General features: G+C 46.7%; 10 protein-coding genes and 1 pseudogene. 9 read left to right on the top strand and 2 right to left on the bottom strand.

The window, feature by feature from the left end; all coding sequences use genetic code 11:
* Positions 1–21: 21 nt before the first annotated feature.
* Together pepN and ICW03_RS06845 are read left to right on the top strand one after the other, a co-directional pair.
* Positions 22–2631: an aminopeptidase N gene (gene pepN / locus ICW03_RS06850; protein WP_215346760.1), complete on the top strand. Its 2610-nt coding sequence runs from the start codon at positions 22–24 to the stop codon at positions 2629–2631.
* Between the two features lie 67 nt (positions 2632–2698).
* Positions 2699–3697: a class 1 fructose-bisphosphatase gene (locus ICW03_RS06845; RefSeq protein ID WP_216861041.1), complete on the top strand. Its 999-nt coding sequence runs from the start codon at positions 2699–2701 to the stop codon at positions 3695–3697.
* Positions 3698–3787: 90 nt separating this feature from the next.
* On the opposite strand, the gene cphA (ICW03_RS06840) is transcribed toward ICW03_RS06845, so the two are convergent.
* Together cphA (ICW03_RS06840) and cphA (ICW03_RS06835) are read right to left on the bottom strand one after the other, a co-directional pair.
* Entirely contained in the window at positions 3788–6358 is a 2571-nt protein-coding gene (cphA, locus tag ICW03_RS06840) for a cyanophycin synthetase (protein ID WP_215346758.1), read from the bottom strand.
* Between the two features lie 6 nt (positions 6359–6364).
* A pseudogene (cphA, locus tag ICW03_RS06835) lies at positions 6365–8551 on the bottom strand (cyanophycin synthetase); the annotation flags it as partial.
* 13 nt (positions 8552–8564) lie between these two features.
* Here cphA (ICW03_RS06835) and ICW03_RS06830 point away from each other — a divergent pair.
* From ICW03_RS06830 to ICW03_RS06800, 7 genes are all read left to right on the top strand, one after another.
* Positions 8565–8750 (top strand): hypothetical protein, encoded by a 186-nt coding sequence (locus ICW03_RS06830; RefSeq protein WP_215346755.1) that lies wholly within the window; start codon positions 8565–8567, stop codon positions 8748–8750.
* A 5-nt stretch (positions 8751–8755) separates the two neighbouring features.
* Positions 8756–11101 carry an ABC transporter ATP-binding protein gene (locus ICW03_RS06825; RefSeq protein ID WP_215346753.1) on the top strand — a complete coding sequence of 782 codons (2346 nt, stop codon included), beginning with the start codon at positions 8756–8758 and terminating at the stop codon, positions 11099–11101.
* Complete coding sequence (locus tag ICW03_RS06820) at positions 11098–11577, top strand: DUF1854 domain-containing protein (RefSeq protein ID WP_215346751.1); 480 nt, start codon at positions 11098–11100, stop codon at positions 11575–11577. The genes ICW03_RS06825 and ICW03_RS06820 overlap by 4 nt, the downstream gene beginning before the upstream one ends.
* A 305-nt stretch (positions 11578–11882) precedes the next feature.
* Complete coding sequence (locus tag ICW03_RS06815) at positions 11883–12881, top strand: tripartite tricarboxylate transporter substrate binding protein (RefSeq protein ID WP_215350240.1); 999 nt, start codon at positions 11883–11885, stop codon at positions 12879–12881.
* Positions 12882–12965: 84 nt separating this feature from the next.
* Positions 12966–13493 carry a tripartite tricarboxylate transporter TctB family protein gene (locus tag ICW03_RS06810; RefSeq protein ID WP_215346749.1) on the top strand — a complete coding sequence of 176 codons (528 nt, stop codon included), beginning with the start codon at positions 12966–12968 and terminating at the stop codon, positions 13491–13493.
* A 41-nt stretch (positions 13494–13534) separates the two neighbouring features.
* On the top strand, positions 13535–15034 hold the full coding sequence (locus ICW03_RS06805; protein WP_215346747.1) for a tripartite tricarboxylate transporter permease: 1500 nt from the start codon (positions 13535–13537) through the stop codon (positions 15032–15034).
* Between the two features lie 103 nt (positions 15035–15137).
* The gene (locus tag ICW03_RS06800; protein ID WP_215346745.1) at positions 15138–15509 is read left to right on the top strand and encodes a DUF2946 domain-containing protein; all 372 of its coding nucleotides are present in this window, start codon (positions 15138–15140) and stop codon (positions 15507–15509) included.
* Positions 15510–15522: the final 13 nt, after the last annotated feature.

Below are 15522 nucleotides of genomic sequence, written 5' to 3'. Positions count from 1 at the left end.
GCCTAGACTTAAAATAGGCTCATGAAAACTGATCTCCCGCAGAGCTTTCGTCGGCTCGAATACCGTCCCCCCGTTTATACCTTCGATCAGGTCGAGCTTGATATTGCTCTAGACCCAGCCAGAACGATTGTTAAAAGTCGAATTGAAGTTCTGCCGGGCAAAAGCATTGAACCAGGGGCTCCCTTGGTATTGGTCGGACATGAGCTCGAGTTCGTCAGCTTACGGATTAATGGTGAAGCCCATCGCCATTTTGAATTAACCCCTGAAACACTCACGATTCATTCTTTGCCAAATGAAGGTAAAGATAAATTCATCGTTGAAATTATTTGTGTTTGTGTGCCAGAGAAAAACACAACCCTGATGGGTTTGTACGTTTCGAATGGCAACTTCTTTACCCAGTGTGAGGCAGAGGGTTTTAGAAAGATTACTTATTTCTTAGATCGTCCAGACGTCATGGCGCGATTCAAGGTAACGCTGCGCGCTCGTGAAGCAGAGTGCCCAGTCTTGTTATCTAACGGTAACTTAATTAATACAGAAAAACTTCCTAATGGTTGGCATAGTGCGACCTGGGAAGACCCATTTCCGAAGCCTTCGTACTTGTTTGCCTTGGTGGCAGGCAAGCTGGAGTGCATTGAAGAGACTATTACTACCAGTAGTGGTGCTAAGAAGCTCTTACAAATTTGGGTTGAGCCGCATGATCTGAAGAAAACGCGTCATGCCATGGACTCTTTGATTGCATCAATCCATTGGGATGAAAAACGCTTTGGCCTGGAGCTGGATTTAGAGCGTTTCATGATTGTGGCTGTTAGTGATTTCAATATGGGCGCGATGGAAAACAAGGGATTGAATATTTTCAATACCAAGTTTGTGCTTGCGCAACCAGAAACAGCGACTGATGCTGACTTTGCCAATATTGAAAGCGTTGTTGCGCATGAGTACTTTCATAACTGGACCGGCAATCGCGTCACCTGTCAGGATTGGTTCCAGTTATCGTTGAAAGAGGGTTTAACCGTTTTCAGAGACCAAGAGTTTTCTGCTGACCAAATGGGTAGTGAATCTGGCAGGGCAGTAAAGAGAATTGAAGACGTCCGCTTGTTGCGTCAGCTGCAGTTCCCAGAAGATGCGGGTCCGATGGCGCATCCAATTCGTCCTGATGAGTACCAAGAGATCAATAACTTCTATACCGTGACCGTGTATGAGAAGGGCTCTGAGGTAGTCCGGATGTACCAAACCCTGCTTGGAAGGGATGGTTTCCGTAAGGGCATGGATTTGTACTTCAAGCGCCATGATGGTCAGGCAGTGACCTGTGATGATTTCTTGATGGCGATGGCTGATGCCAATGGCAAAGACCTGACTCAGTTCAAGAATTGGTACAGCCAGGCAGGGACTCCACGAGTGAAGGTGCAAGAGCATTACGATGCCGCCAAAAAACAGTACCAACTCACGCTGACGCAAAGTTGCGCGCCTAGTCCCGGCCAGCCAGAGAAGAAGCCTTTTCATATTCCATTGAAGATGCGCTTAATTACCAAGGCGAACGATCAAACAGAACAATTGCTGGAGCTGACACAAGATAGTCAGACGTGGACCTTTGACAATATTGAAGAGCGTCCAGTGTTATCGATTAATCGCAATTTCTCGGCACCGATTAACTTAGATTTTGAGCAGTCTGAAGCAGATCTCTTGACGCAATTCTCCAGTGATGACGATGCATTCAATCGCTGGGAGGCTGGTCAAAAACTAGCAATGCAAATGATTCTGAATAATCGCTTGCCAGATGTCCAACTCATTGAGGCCTATCGCAATATTCTGCTTGACCCTAATTTGGATCCAGCCTTTAAAGATCTGGCCCTGACGCTACCTGCTGAGTCTTATTTGTATGAGCAATGTACGAGCGTGGATCCTCAGGAGATATTTACTGCACGCCGCGCCTTCCGCAGAGAAATTGCTAAGCGACTCCAGCTGGAGTGGGCTGCCTTGTATCAACAGATGCAAACACCTGGACCATTTAAGTCGGATGGAGTGGATTCTGGAAAGCGCGCACTTAAGAACTTGGCATTAAGCATGCTGCTTGAAGCGGCGCCTGCAGTGTGGGCACCAATGGCTGCCAATCAGTATCAAATTGCTGACAATATGACTGATCGTTACGCTGCTTTAGCTGCGTTGGTGGTGCATGGTGCAAAACCAGCCAAAGATTGTTTAATTGATTTCTACAACCGATTTGCCAATGACGCTTTAGTGATTGATAAGTGGTTTGGATTGCAATCAAGTCGCCCACCAGTTGATGGTCTCGACTCTACGCTGGAAGAGGTGAAGAAGCTGCGCGAACATCCTGCATTTAAGTTAAATAATCCCAACCGAGTACGCAGCGTCATTCATGCCTTCTGTGCAAATAACCCGGCAAGCTTTCACCAGGTGGATGGCAGTGGATATGAGTTCTGGGCCGATAGCGTCTTGGCGCTTGATCCCATCAATCCTCAGGTTGCCGCTCGTCTTGCTCGAGCCCTGGATCGCTGGCGCTTATTTGCACAACCCTATCAAGATCGCATGAAAGCGGCTCTGGAGCGCGTTTCAGCGTGCCAGACGCTCTCTCCAGATGTGAGAGAGGTGATAGGAAAGGCGCTAGGTAACTAGCCCCTCTAAATAACAAGGCAAAATAGAGCTCAATAACCCACTTTGGCAAAAAACTGGAGAAATACCTTTGTCCTCAAGTACCCATATTAATTTCAAGCAATATTTAACATCTGCAAAACCTGCGGGCGCGGCTATTCCTGCTGGATTGCAAGATTTGCTTACGGCGGTAGTCAATACCTGTTCAACACTGAGTCATGAGGTGGCTCAGGGCGCGTTGATTGGATTGCTCGGCTCAGCAGGCACCGGCAACGTTCAAGGTGAAGTTCAACAAAAGCTCGACATCATTGCAAACGATTTACTGATTGATGGTGTCAAGGGTTGCAAGTCTCTTGCTGGTTTGGCCTCCGAAGAGATGGAGTTACCAGTTCCTGTTCAAGGAACAGGAGATTACCTACTCTTGTTTGATCCGCTCGATGGCTCATCCAATATTGACGTGAACGTTTCTATTGGAACGATTTTTTCTGTCCTAAAGAAACAAGACCCTAACGCCCCTTTACAGACTTCTGATTTCTTATTGTCAGGTCGCCATCAAGTTGCTGCTGGTTATGTCGTTTACGGTCCTCAAACCACGATGGCATTGACCTTAGGCGACGGTGTAGTGATGTTTACTCTCAATAAAGTCACTGGCGAGTTTTTATTGATCAAGGATTCGGTAACCATTTCCCACTCAACTAAAGAGTTTGCAATCAACATGTCCAACATGCGTCACTGGGCTGACCCAGTACGCCGTTATGTTGAGGAGTGTCTTGCTGGTGTGAGCGGAGCGCGCGATAAGGATTTCAATATGCGTTGGATCGCCTCTATGGTGGCAGATGTACATCGCGTTCTCTCCCGTGGTGGGGTGTTTATGTACCCATGGGATCAGCGTGAGCCCCATAAGCCTGGTAAGTTACGCTTAATGTACGAAGCCAACCCCATGAGTTTCTTAGTGGAGCAGGCGGGCGGTGCATCTACCAATGGCACAGATCTCATTATGGATTTACAGCCAACTGATTTGCATGAGCGTGTTTCTGTGATGTTGGGTTCGAAAGAAGAGATCGATCGAATTCAGCACTACCATTCATAAGCAGATTGCTTCCCCCAAATAAAAAACCCAATCAGCTGATTGGGTTTTTTATTACCCTGAAGTAATTTCAGGGGGTCATCTATTTTGCCCTTAAGGTTTTACCTTTTCTTTGAGGTAGGCAAGTGATTCTTCCACTTGATCAATCAGGATGAGGCAGATATCGCCAGCAGATAGATCGTCTAGAGCGGTATCAATTGCTTTAAATTCACCATGAATCTCTTTAATTTGCTTTGCCTTGGTAGCCCCAACAAGACCTTCTTGAAGTAGTTTTAATACTTCACCATCTTCGCGTCCACGCTGGCAGGCATCTTGATAGAGGATGACGTTGTCAAAAGCATTGCCTAAGATGCGAGTGAGATCACGAATATCTTCGTCACGACGATCGCCCGCGCCACTGATGACTACATGGCTCTTGTTTGGCTTCATTGCTTCGATGGCGCTGGTTAAGGCGCGCATCGCATCTGGATTGTGACCATAGTCAGCAATGACTGTTGCGCCATTGTGCTGGAATTGATTGAAGCGACCCGGTACTGAACTTGCATTGCTTTCAAAGCTATGTAAGCCACGCGCAATCTTTTCTGCATCCAGACCTAAGGCCCATGCTGCGCCGATTGCGGCCATGGCATTTTCCACCTGGAATCCGAGTACGCCATTCTGAGTCAACGGAATTTCACTGACTGGGAAGCGGAACATGACGCGTGCACCTTTAGAGGCAACGATATAAGTGCCGTCAAAGTAAATAACTTTTTTGTTTTTGGCACGATGCGCTGCAATCACTGGATGGTGCTGGTTTTGGGCAAAGAAAATAACTCGACCAGAACATTTATCACCCATCTTCGCAACCATTGGGTCAGCCGCATTGAGAACTGCTGCTCCAGTAGGGGCAACGTTTTGCACAATCACGCGCTTAAGAATGGCTAAATCCTCAACACTGGTAATGTAGTTGAGGCCTAGGTGATCGCCTTCGCCAATATTGGTCACTACGGCCACTTCACAGCGATCGAAGCCTAGTCCCTCGCGGAGCATGCCGCCTCGAGCTGTCTCTAATACTGCTGCATCCACGTCAGGGTGCATTAATACATTGCGTGCGCTCTTCGGGCCGCTGCAATCGCCGGTATCAATTAGGCGATGGTTGATATAGACACCATCTGTGCCAGTCATGCCAACACGCAAACCGGTTTCATTTAATAGGTGAGAGATCAGGCGGACAGTAGTAGTTTTGCCATTGGTGCCGGTAACGGCTACGACAGGAATGCGTCCATCTTCGCCTGGAGGGAACATCATATTGACAATGTCTTCTCCAACAGGGCGACCTTTGCCATAAGAGGGTTTAAGGTGCATGCGTAAACCAGGCGCTGCATTCACTTCAACGATGCCGCCACCTTGTTGCTCAAGTGGCTTGTAGATGGATTCACAAAGGATATCTACGCCGGCAATATCGAGCCCAATCATTTGTGCAGCAGCTACAGCGCTTGCTGCAACATCGGGATGAACATCATCTGTTACATCAGTTGCGGTGCCACCGGTACTTAGGTTGGCATTGTTACGTAGAAGAACGCGTTCACCAGTTTTAGGAATATGTTGTGGAGTAAGGCCAGAACTTGCTAAATGTGCCAGCGCAATATCATCAAAACGAATTTTTGTTAGCGCTGTGGCATGACCATCGCCACGTAATGGATTTTTGTTTTCAATTTCAACTAATTGGGCAACGGTATGAGTCCCATCGCCAACCACCTGGGCAGGCTCACGCCGAGCAGCTGCAGAAAGTCGATTGCCTACAACTAGTAAGCGGTAGTCTGCGCCTGGCAGATAGCGCTCAACAATGGTTTCGCGACCAAAGGCTTGAGTCACAATAAACCCAGCGCGTACCTCTTCTTCTGTTTGAATGTTCGCAACAACTCCTTTGCCTTGATTTCCGTCTTTTGGCTTAAGCACAATAGGGCCGCCAATCTTTTGAGCGGCACGCCAAGCATCATCGGCAGTCGTAACTACTTCACCAATTGGAACGGAGACGCCAGCAGCAGCGAGTAAATTTTTAGTGAGCTCTTTATCTTGCGCAATCGCCTCTGCAATAGCGCTGGTGTCACTAGTTTCTGCAGCTTGAATACGTTTTTGTTTGCTACCCCAGCCAAATTGCACCATGCTACCTTCGGTCATGCGGCGATAGGGGATATTGCGTTGTACTGCTGCATCGACGATGGATCCAGTGCTAGGCCCTAGGCGGACATCTTCATATAGTGCTTCTAGTTCTGAGAGGGCCGCAGCCAGATCAAATGGCGCATCGTTCAGAGTCGCTTGAATTAATGCAAAGCCAAAGTCAAAAGCCATCCGACCAACCACTTCTTCGGTGTATTCAACAACGACTTGATAGACGCCGGTATCCACAGTCTGAACGGTGCGACTAAAGGTTACTGGGCAACCAGCTTGTGCTTGGAGGCCTAAGGCTGCATGTTCTAAAGCGTGTGCAAGTGAAAGCACTTCGTTGTAGCCGCCGCGACGCATGCTGCCAAGTTGTGGAAAGCGCTCACGAATCTTGATTTCAAATTGGGGAATAGAGTCGATTGAGCGCTCTGATTCATTACAAGAAACAATGGCTTCTAAGGCGGTATGACGGCTCCATAAATTTGGGCCGCGCAACATGCGAATACGGGTAATTTCCAATTAAGCCCCTGTAACAGTAGTGGCGTCAGGCACAAAAGTTTCTGCGCCCGCTTCGATAACATTAAACGGAATCTCTAAGGCCCAGGCTGCAGCAATCGCGGCGCCTAAATTCATAGTTTTCCAAGGAGTAGAGCTATTAGCTTCTGAGTGACGCGGCACTGGAATGGATTTCTGATCCAGCTTGCTAGATTTCAGGGTAATTTGTTGTTTACCAATCGTCACTGCACGACCACCATTCAGTAGGTGAGCCTTGATGATTTCGGATTCGGGATTCTCGCTAAAGAAGATCACTTCGCCATCACACAGCTCGGCCATTTGTACACACATCGCATCATCTGCGTTCAGAACAGCTACGCCTGTTGGTAGCACAACATCTACTTGTGTGCGAACAATGCTAAAGACTTGATCTTCATCGTAGATAGCGTATTGCGGGAAGTTGGCTTTGGGGTCGACATTCAGTACTACGCCAACCTGGCAGCGATCGTAGGCCAAGCCTTCAATCAACATTGATAAATGATTGTTCTCAATGACTACTGCTTCTACTGCGCGATTGAGGAGTGTGCGACGGGCATTCTCCCAATTCGACGCATTGGAATTAGGGATGGCGCGACTGCCAAAGAACAAGCCCTTGCTGCAAGACATGCCAACGTAGACGTTGGTTAGGCGCAAGAAGTGCGCAATCATTTCGGCAACAGGAGTTTTGCCACGTTCACCACAAATACCAACCACAGGGATGCGGAAGTCTGCTCCTGGGGGGAAGAGGTGATTGGCAATCTCTTTACCAACAGGCTGTGGTTTGCCGCTAGCGGGCTTTAAATGCATCAATAAACCAGGACCGGCATTGACTTCAACAATGGCGGCATTTTGGTCTGCCAATGGCTTACTAATATCTTGCGCGACTAAATCTACGCCGGCAATTTCTAGACCAACAACACGAGCAGCTAACGCTACTTGGCTAGCAACATCTGGGTGAATCAAATCAGTGACATCAAATGCAACGTTACCATTACTTTGAATTAATACTTTCTGATCAATAGCAGGAATGCTATCGTCAGTTAATTGTTGGCGTGCTAGTTCAAGCTCTACTGCAGAGTCAATGCGAACGGGATTAAGAGGGTGCTCCTCAGCAGTGCCGCGACGTGGATCAGAGTTAATCTGAATTTGAATGAGTTCATGAACGGTATGTTTACCATCACCAGTAACCCAAACAGTTTCACCCTTTGCAGCAGCGACAACTTTATTGCCAACAACGAGCAAGCGATGTTCATCGCCAACAATATGACGTTCAACTAACACTTCGCTACCTTCATCAATTGCCACTGCGTAAGCAGCTTCAATTTCTTGTTGGGTATAAAGATTAATAAAGACACCACGACCATGATTACCATCGATGGGTTTGACTACTACTGGCAAGCCGATGTCTTGCGCTGCTTCCCATGCATCATCAGGGCTGGTTACAGTTCTACCTTCTGGTGTTGGTACGCCTGCGCTACGCAGCAAGCTCTTGGTTAAATCTTTGTCACGAGAAATCGTTTCTGCAATGGCACTTGTTTGATCAGTCTCAGCAGTCCAGATACGACGTTGTTTAGCACCGTAGCCCAGTTGCACCAAGTTACCCTCTGATAAACGAATCGAAGGAATGCCGCGTTCTTCTGCAGCGTTAACAATGCAAGCAGTACTGGGGCCCAGTAAAAGGTCGTCGCCAAGGCCTCGTAAATTCTCGATGATGGTTTGTACTAGAGCTACGCAATCGCTGTTGTCTTGTGCCAAAGCCAAGTAAAGATCGCGCGCATATTTGAGGGCGGTTAATGTAACCTCTTCATTGATGGCGCTAACCATCACTTTATAAACGCCACGACGATCGCCGTCGCGTGCTTTGCCAAATCCACCCGGGATGCCGGCTAAATTTTGTAGCTCAAGCGTCAGGTGCTCCATGATGTGAGCAGGCCAAGTGCCTTCTTCAACACGCTTTAAGAACCCGCCGGTTTCGCCATAACTACAACGATGTTCAACCAAGCTTGGCATTGCTTTAACAAGGCGATCGTAAAAGCCGGGAATGAGGTTAGAGGGGTAGTCCTCTAAGTCTCCAATATCGACCCAAACCTCTATAACGGGATGGTAGGTCCACATATTGGGGCCACGGAGATGCTTAACGCTCAGAATCTCGATGGATTTATCTAGTAGTTGGGGCATATGCTGTGTTGCGATGGCCGTTGCCAAGGTTTTGGCGTTGACGCGTCAGACAGTCTCTCTGTTTCTAGTAGTTATTGAAAAACTCACAAAAGTAGCAAAAATACATAAAAAAGCCTATGTAGACAATTTAACGGCTTTTGCCCCCCTAAAGTTGACAGGAGCAATAAATCTAAATAATTCAGCTCCACTATACTTTTAAGGTCAATGAAGCCACAAATCTTACCTTTTGCCCCCGTGCTGCCAAGCTCTTGGGAGGCTGTTTTAGCGAACCAAAACACCCCAGTAAAGAGTCCTGATGCCCTGCTGGCTTGGGTTGAGTTCGATCTGGATGCGGATTTGCGCTTTGAAAAAAGCCTGCTTTTGCTCAGTGAAGAGGGTCTATTTTGGACAGATGGCAAGGTATTTGAATCTTGGCAATTGGGTCAAGGCGCCCACTTAGTCCATGGTGATCATGCAGGAGTGGGGCACCTAAGGCTAGAAACAGACGATAAGTTACTCAAGTCTTGGAATTTCACCTTAGCTGTAAATCCACAAGTACTTCGATTGCAATCGAGCTTTAAGCAGCTTAATCGTGGCGAAGAGATTAGTAGTGGCGAGGTTAGCGAGTACGACAAGCAGGTATGTCCAGCATGCTTGAACCCTAAGCCGGCGAACTCGGAGAGTTGCCCAACTTGCGATCCTGAAGATGACGCTCCACCATCAACCTGGACATTATTTAAGCTCTGGCGTTTTGCCCGTCCATACAAAAAACAATTGCTGCTCGGTTTTGTATTGACTCTGTTATCCACCGGAGCAACATTAATTCCGCCTTATCTCACAATGCCCTTAATGGATCACGTGTTGATCCCATATGAGAAGGGCAACCCAATCGATTTCCATTTGGCCAGCATGTATCTCTTGGCTTTGTTTGGTGCTGCGATCGTTGCATGGGGCTTGGGTTGGTGGAAAACGTATTTACTTGCTTTGGTGAGTGAGCGTATTGGCGCCGACTTACGAAATACCACCTTTGAGCATTTGCTCAAACTCTCATTGGAATATTTTGGCGGCAAACGTACAGGCGACTTGATTGCACGTATCGGCGCAGAGACTGATCGCATCTGCGTTTTCTTGTCTTTGTACGCACTAGATTTTGCGACCGATGTGCTGATGATCACTATGACAGCCGCGATCTTGGTATCCATCGATCCTTTACTGGCATTGGTTACTTTGGCGCCATTACCATTCATCATTTGGATGATTCACGTAGTGCGTGATCGTCTTCGTTTTGGATTTGAAAAGATTGATCGTATTTGGTCTGAAGTAACCAACATCCTCGCTGACACCATCCCAGGTATTCGTGTTGTGAAAGCATTTGCACAAGAAGATCGTGAGCTCAAACGCTTTGTAGATTCCAATAAACATAACTTGCAAATCAATGATCGTGTGAATCGTGTTTGGGGATTATTCTCGCCTACAGTGACATTGCTGACAGAGACTGGTTTGCTAGTCGTGTGGGGTTTTGGTATTTGGCAAGTGGCACATCAAAAGGTCACTGTCGGTGTCTTGATTGCTTTCTTGGCATATATCGGACGTTTTTATATTCGTCTCGATTCGATGAGTCGTATTGTTTCGCATACCCAAAAAGCAGCTGCGGGCGCTAAGCGTATTTTTGACATTCTCGATCACGTCTCCAGCGTTCCAGAGCCTATCAACCCAGCCCCTCTAGGTGAGGTCAAAGGCCGCATCTCGATGCGTGGCGTAGGTTTCCGCTACGGCAATCGCGCTGTCACCAAAGGTATTGATTTGGACATTGCTCCCGGTGAAATGATTGGCTTGGTAGGGCATAGCGGCTCAGGGAAAAGCACCTTAGTGAACTTGATTTGCCGCTTCTATGACGTAAGTTCTGGCTCTGTTTCATTAGATGGGCGTGATATTCGCAGCATCGCCATTTCTGACTATCGCAAACGCATTGGCTTGGTATTGCAAGAACCGTTTTTATTCTTTGGTACGATTGCCGAGAATATTGCTTACGGCAAGCCTGATGCGACTCGTGAAGAAATTATTGAAGCAGCACGTGCAGCGCATGCCCATGAATTTATTCTGCGCCTGCCCTTAGGTTATGACTCTCTGGTTGGTGAGCGTGGTCAGTCTTTATCGGGTGGCGAACGTCAGCGCATCTCTATCGCACGTGCACTGCTAATTAATCCAAGCATTTTGATTTTGGATGAGGCAACATCATCTGTAGACACGACAACTGAAAAAGAAATTCAGCGCGCCTTGGATAACCTAGTTAAGGGCCGCACTACGATTGCGATTGCACACCGCCTTTCCACTCTGAGAAAAGCAGATCGCTTAGTCGTCTTGGATAAAGGCGAGATTGTTGAAATTGGCTCTCACGAGCAATTAATGGAAGCTCAGGGTGCTTATTACACCTTGTACCAGGCGCAGTTACGCCATGCAGCAGAGTTGGTTGAGGGCGGCGCTATTGGTGAGAGCTTGGAAGACGAGCAGGCAGAGCAGCAAGAAGAAAAGCTAGAAGAAGTTGCTAAGAAAATTGGGGGTGGGGTATGACGAAAATCAATCAATCCACTCATCAACTCGAACGTGATGCGCTAGGCCGTCTAGTCTTTATTGATAAGAAGGGCGAGCGTCATATTGGCGTGCATCCTGTCAGAGCCTTTCCGATTACTGCGCCTGGCGCAGGTATTGGCATCATGAATCAATCCGGTAAAGAGCTTTGCTGGTTTCCAAACATGGCTGCGATTTCTGAGGCTGAGCTTGGATTGATTGAAGAAGAGTTGGCTGAACGTGAGTTCATGCCGGCCATTGAAAAAATTACCAAAGTCTCAACCTTTGCAACACCAAGTATTTGGGATATCGAAACTGATCGTGGACCAACACGTATACGCCTTAAAGGCGAAGAAGATATTCGTAGGATTGCTGGTAATACCTTGCTGATTGCCGACTCGAATGGTTTGCAGTTTTTGATTAAAGACTCCACGCAACTGGATAAAGTCAGCAAGAAGCTTCTCGATCGCTTCCGTTAAGCAGCGGTATTCTGCGGTCATGTTAAGGGAAAACCCTTAACAATAATTTGCATTAAAGACCTTTTAAAAATGTGCATTTTTCGTGCATTAAATGCAGTTTTTTATCTCTGATGTAAGTACACTATCTACGGTCTTTGGCTTGAGTTATCAGGGTTTCTACTAGATTTCAGAAGCCCGTGTGAATCGATTGCGAAATTATTGATGGTAGTCAAGTTTTACTGGCACATCTTGTTTAAAAATCACTCACACAACAAATAAGCCAAATTAAATTGGTTAACCATTTTTTGGAGACATATCTTATGAAGATGAAATTTAAAGGTGCATTGATTTCTACAGCATTAGCCCTTGGTGTTGCTGGCGTATCACCTGCATTTGCAGCGTGGGAACCAAATAAACCCGTTGAGTTCATCATCCCGGCTGGTCCTGGCGGCGGTGCTGACCAAATGGCTCGTATGATTCAGGGCATTATCACTAAAAACAATTTGATGAAGCAGGCTGTTATTCCTGTGAATAAGGGTGCAGGTGCTGGCGCAGAAGGTTTCTTGGCAATGAAAGAAGCCAAAGGCGATCCAAATAAAATCATCATCACGCTTTCAAACTTATTCACCACTCCATTAGCAACTGGCGTGCCATTTAACTGGCAAGACATTACTCCAGTAGCGATGTTGGCGCTTGACCAATTCGTTTTGTGGGACAACGCTGACAAGCCGTATAAAACTGCTAAGGAATATATCGACGCAGCTAAAGCAGCTGGTCCAGGTAAATTCAAAATGGGTGGTACTGGATCCAAGCAAGAAGATCAGATCATCACAGTTGCCTTGGAGAAGGCTACAGGCGCGAAATTCACCTACATCCCATTTAAAGGGGGAGGCGATGTGGCTGTGCAACTCGTTGGTAATCACATTGATTCATCAGTAAACAATCCTATTGAGGCAGTAGCTCAGTGGCGTGCTAATAAGTTGCGTGCATTGTGCGTATTTGATGACACACGTATGCCATACAAAGAGAAGGTTACTGATACTCAGTCATGGTATGACGTACCAACTTGTAAAGAAGTTGGTGTTCCAACAGACTATGTCATGTTGCGCGGCATCTTCATGGCTCCTGGTGTAAGTCAAGAGCAGGTTGATTTCTACATCGACCTATTCAAGAAGGTTCGTGCTACACCAGAGTGGAAAAAATTTATGGCTGATGGCGCATTCAATCAAACATTCATGACTGGTAAAGAATTTAGAAACTGGCTTACATTGAATGAGGCTTTACACAAGCAATTGATGTCTGAAGCTGGATTCTTGGCTAAGTAATTTTGTGAAAGCAAAATAGGATCTCCAATTGGGGGTCCTATTTTTTAAGTAAGTGCGTTAATCAACTTTATTAAAAATATAAAAATGTCAGAACATACAAATAATTCAAATCAAGAATCAGCAATCAGCGTTAGAGCGATGGATATCATCACTTCGCTCGTATTTTTGGCGATTGGCCTGACAGTGATGGTGGGTAGCTTGAAGTTAGGCGCTAGCTGGGGTGCTGACGGCCCTGAGGCAGGATATTTCCCTTTCTACATTAGCTTGATTATTCTGCTTTCAAGCACAGTCACTCTTTACCAAGCAGCGATCGTTAATAAGAAAAAGAAAACAGAGTCATTTGTCGATAGCGAGCCATTAAAGCAAGTTATGGCCGTGCTTCTGCCAGCGACTGTGTTTGTATTGGGCGTGCAACTGATTGGTATTTATGTTTCTGCTGCTCTCTACATCGCAATCTTTATGGTGTGGCTGGGCAAGTACCCAATTTGGAAGGCTGTTGCTGTGTCTGTTGGTGTGAGCGCTGCCCTCTACCTAATGTTTGAGTACTGGTTCCAAGTTCCATTGCCACACGGCGCCTGGTTTAACCCGCTCGAATTCTTGGGTGTGCAATAAAAAAGAATAACTATTAAAAAAGATTAAATAAGGAGTTCAAGTTGGAAGAAATTAGCGCTCTATTCAACGGCTTTGCCGTTGCAATGACACCCTTTAACTTGCTGTTAATGTTGGTTGGTGTAACACTTGGTGTGATCATCGGCGTGTTGCCAGGTTTAGGTGGTGCAAACGGTATTGCGATTCTGTTGCCGTTGACATTCACAATGCCACCAACTTCCGCGATCATCATGCTCTCCTGTATTTACTGGGGTGCGTTGTTCGGCGGAGCGATCACATCGGTCCTGTTTAATATTCCCGGCGAGCCATGGTCTGTTGCGACAACCTTTGACGGTTATCCAATGGCCCGTAATGGTAAAGCTGGCGAAGCATTGACTGCAGCCTTCACATCTTCTTTCGTAGGCGCTTTCTTTGCGATCGTGATGATTACCTTCTTGGCACCATTGGTTGCAAAGTTCGCACTCCAATTCGGTCCGCCAGAATTCTTCTCGGTCTACCTGCTTACCTTCTGTAGTTTTGTGGGTATGAATAAGGGTTCGCCATTTAAGACCATTTCTGCAATGATGTTGGGCTTTGCTTTGGCTACTGTTGGTATGGATACCGTTACTGGCCAATTGCGCTTGACATTCGGTAATCCAGAATTGATGCGTGGCTTTGACTTCTTGATCGCAGTGATCGGTTTGTTCGGTATCGGTGAGATTCTCTTGTCAATGGAAGAAGGCTTGGCATTCCAAGGTGCAGCAGCGAAGATTCGCGGCAAAGTGGTTTGGGAAACCTGGAAGCAATTGCCTAAATACTGGGCTACTTCATTACGCAGCTGCTTAATTGGTTGCTGGATGGGTATTACTCCAGGCGGTGCAACACCTGCTTCTTTCATGGCTTACGGCGTTGCTAAGCGTGTATCCAAAGAAGGTGATAAGTTTGGTACCGGCAAGATGGAAGGTATTGTTGCTCCAGAAACTGCAGCTCACGCTGCTGGTACTGCAGCACTCCTCCCAATGTTGTCTCTCGGTATTCCAGGTTCACCTACAGCAGCGGTATTGCTCGGTGGCTTGTTGATCTGGGGTTTACAACCTGGTCCTTTGCTTTTCGTAGAGAAGCCAGACTTTGTTTGGGGCTTGATCGCTAGTATGTACTTGGGTAACTTGGCCGGCTTGTTTGTTGTATTAACTTGCGTGCCACTGTTTGCTTCCATCTTGAGAATTCCGTTCTCAATCATTGCACCAGTCATTATTGTGATTTGTGCGGTTGGTGCATACACCGTTCATAACGCTATGTTTGACGTTTGGTTGATGATGGGCTTCGGTGTTCTTGGTTATGTTTTCAAGAAACTCGACTACCCAATGGCCCCAATGGTCTTGGCCTTGGTATTGGGTGACCGTGCAGAAGATTCATTCCGTCAATCCATGTTGTTCTCACAGGGTAGCTTAGATATTTTCTTCTCTAACCCATTGGTAGGCGGCATTACATCTTTGGCTTTATTGCTCCTCTTCTGGCCATTGATTGGCAAGTTTGTAGGCAAGAAAAAGTCTGCAGCAGCATAAGTAACTCGCTAGAAATAGCGATTTCACAGGAAAAAGGGGCGTCAGCCCCTTTTTTCATACAAGAAATAAAAGAAATAAAAAATTCCGATAAAATTCTCCCATCATGAATCTCCATAAAAACCGCCTCATTCACTGGATTGCCGCATTTGCAATCGCAATGAGCGCGCTTGCGCCTGCTGTTTCTCAAGCGGTTTCGCTTTCCAAGCATGGCCAAGGTTTTGCAATGGAGATTTGTTCGGTGGATGGTAACAAGATGCAGATTCAAGTGCAGGGTGATGAGCAAGAGGTAGCAGAGCAAGCTCAACCATGTCCTTATTGCGTAGCTCAAAATAGCATCACACCAGCCTTTAATACCAATCTCACATTCCAAGCGCCACAAACTTTAGCTTTGCTGCCAGCGCTTTTCTATCAATCACCCAAACCACTCGCAGTTTGGGTAACACCCCCCTCAGCAGCTCCACCAGTAAACGCCTAATTAAATTTAGGGC

Source organism: Polynucleobacter sp. MWH-Aus1W21, from assembly GCF_018687275.1.
Taxonomy (GTDB): Bacteria; Pseudomonadota; Gammaproteobacteria; order Burkholderiales; family Burkholderiaceae; genus Polynucleobacter.
Note: the sequence above shows the minus strand (reverse complement) of the source record. Positions and strands in the feature narration are given on the sequence as shown.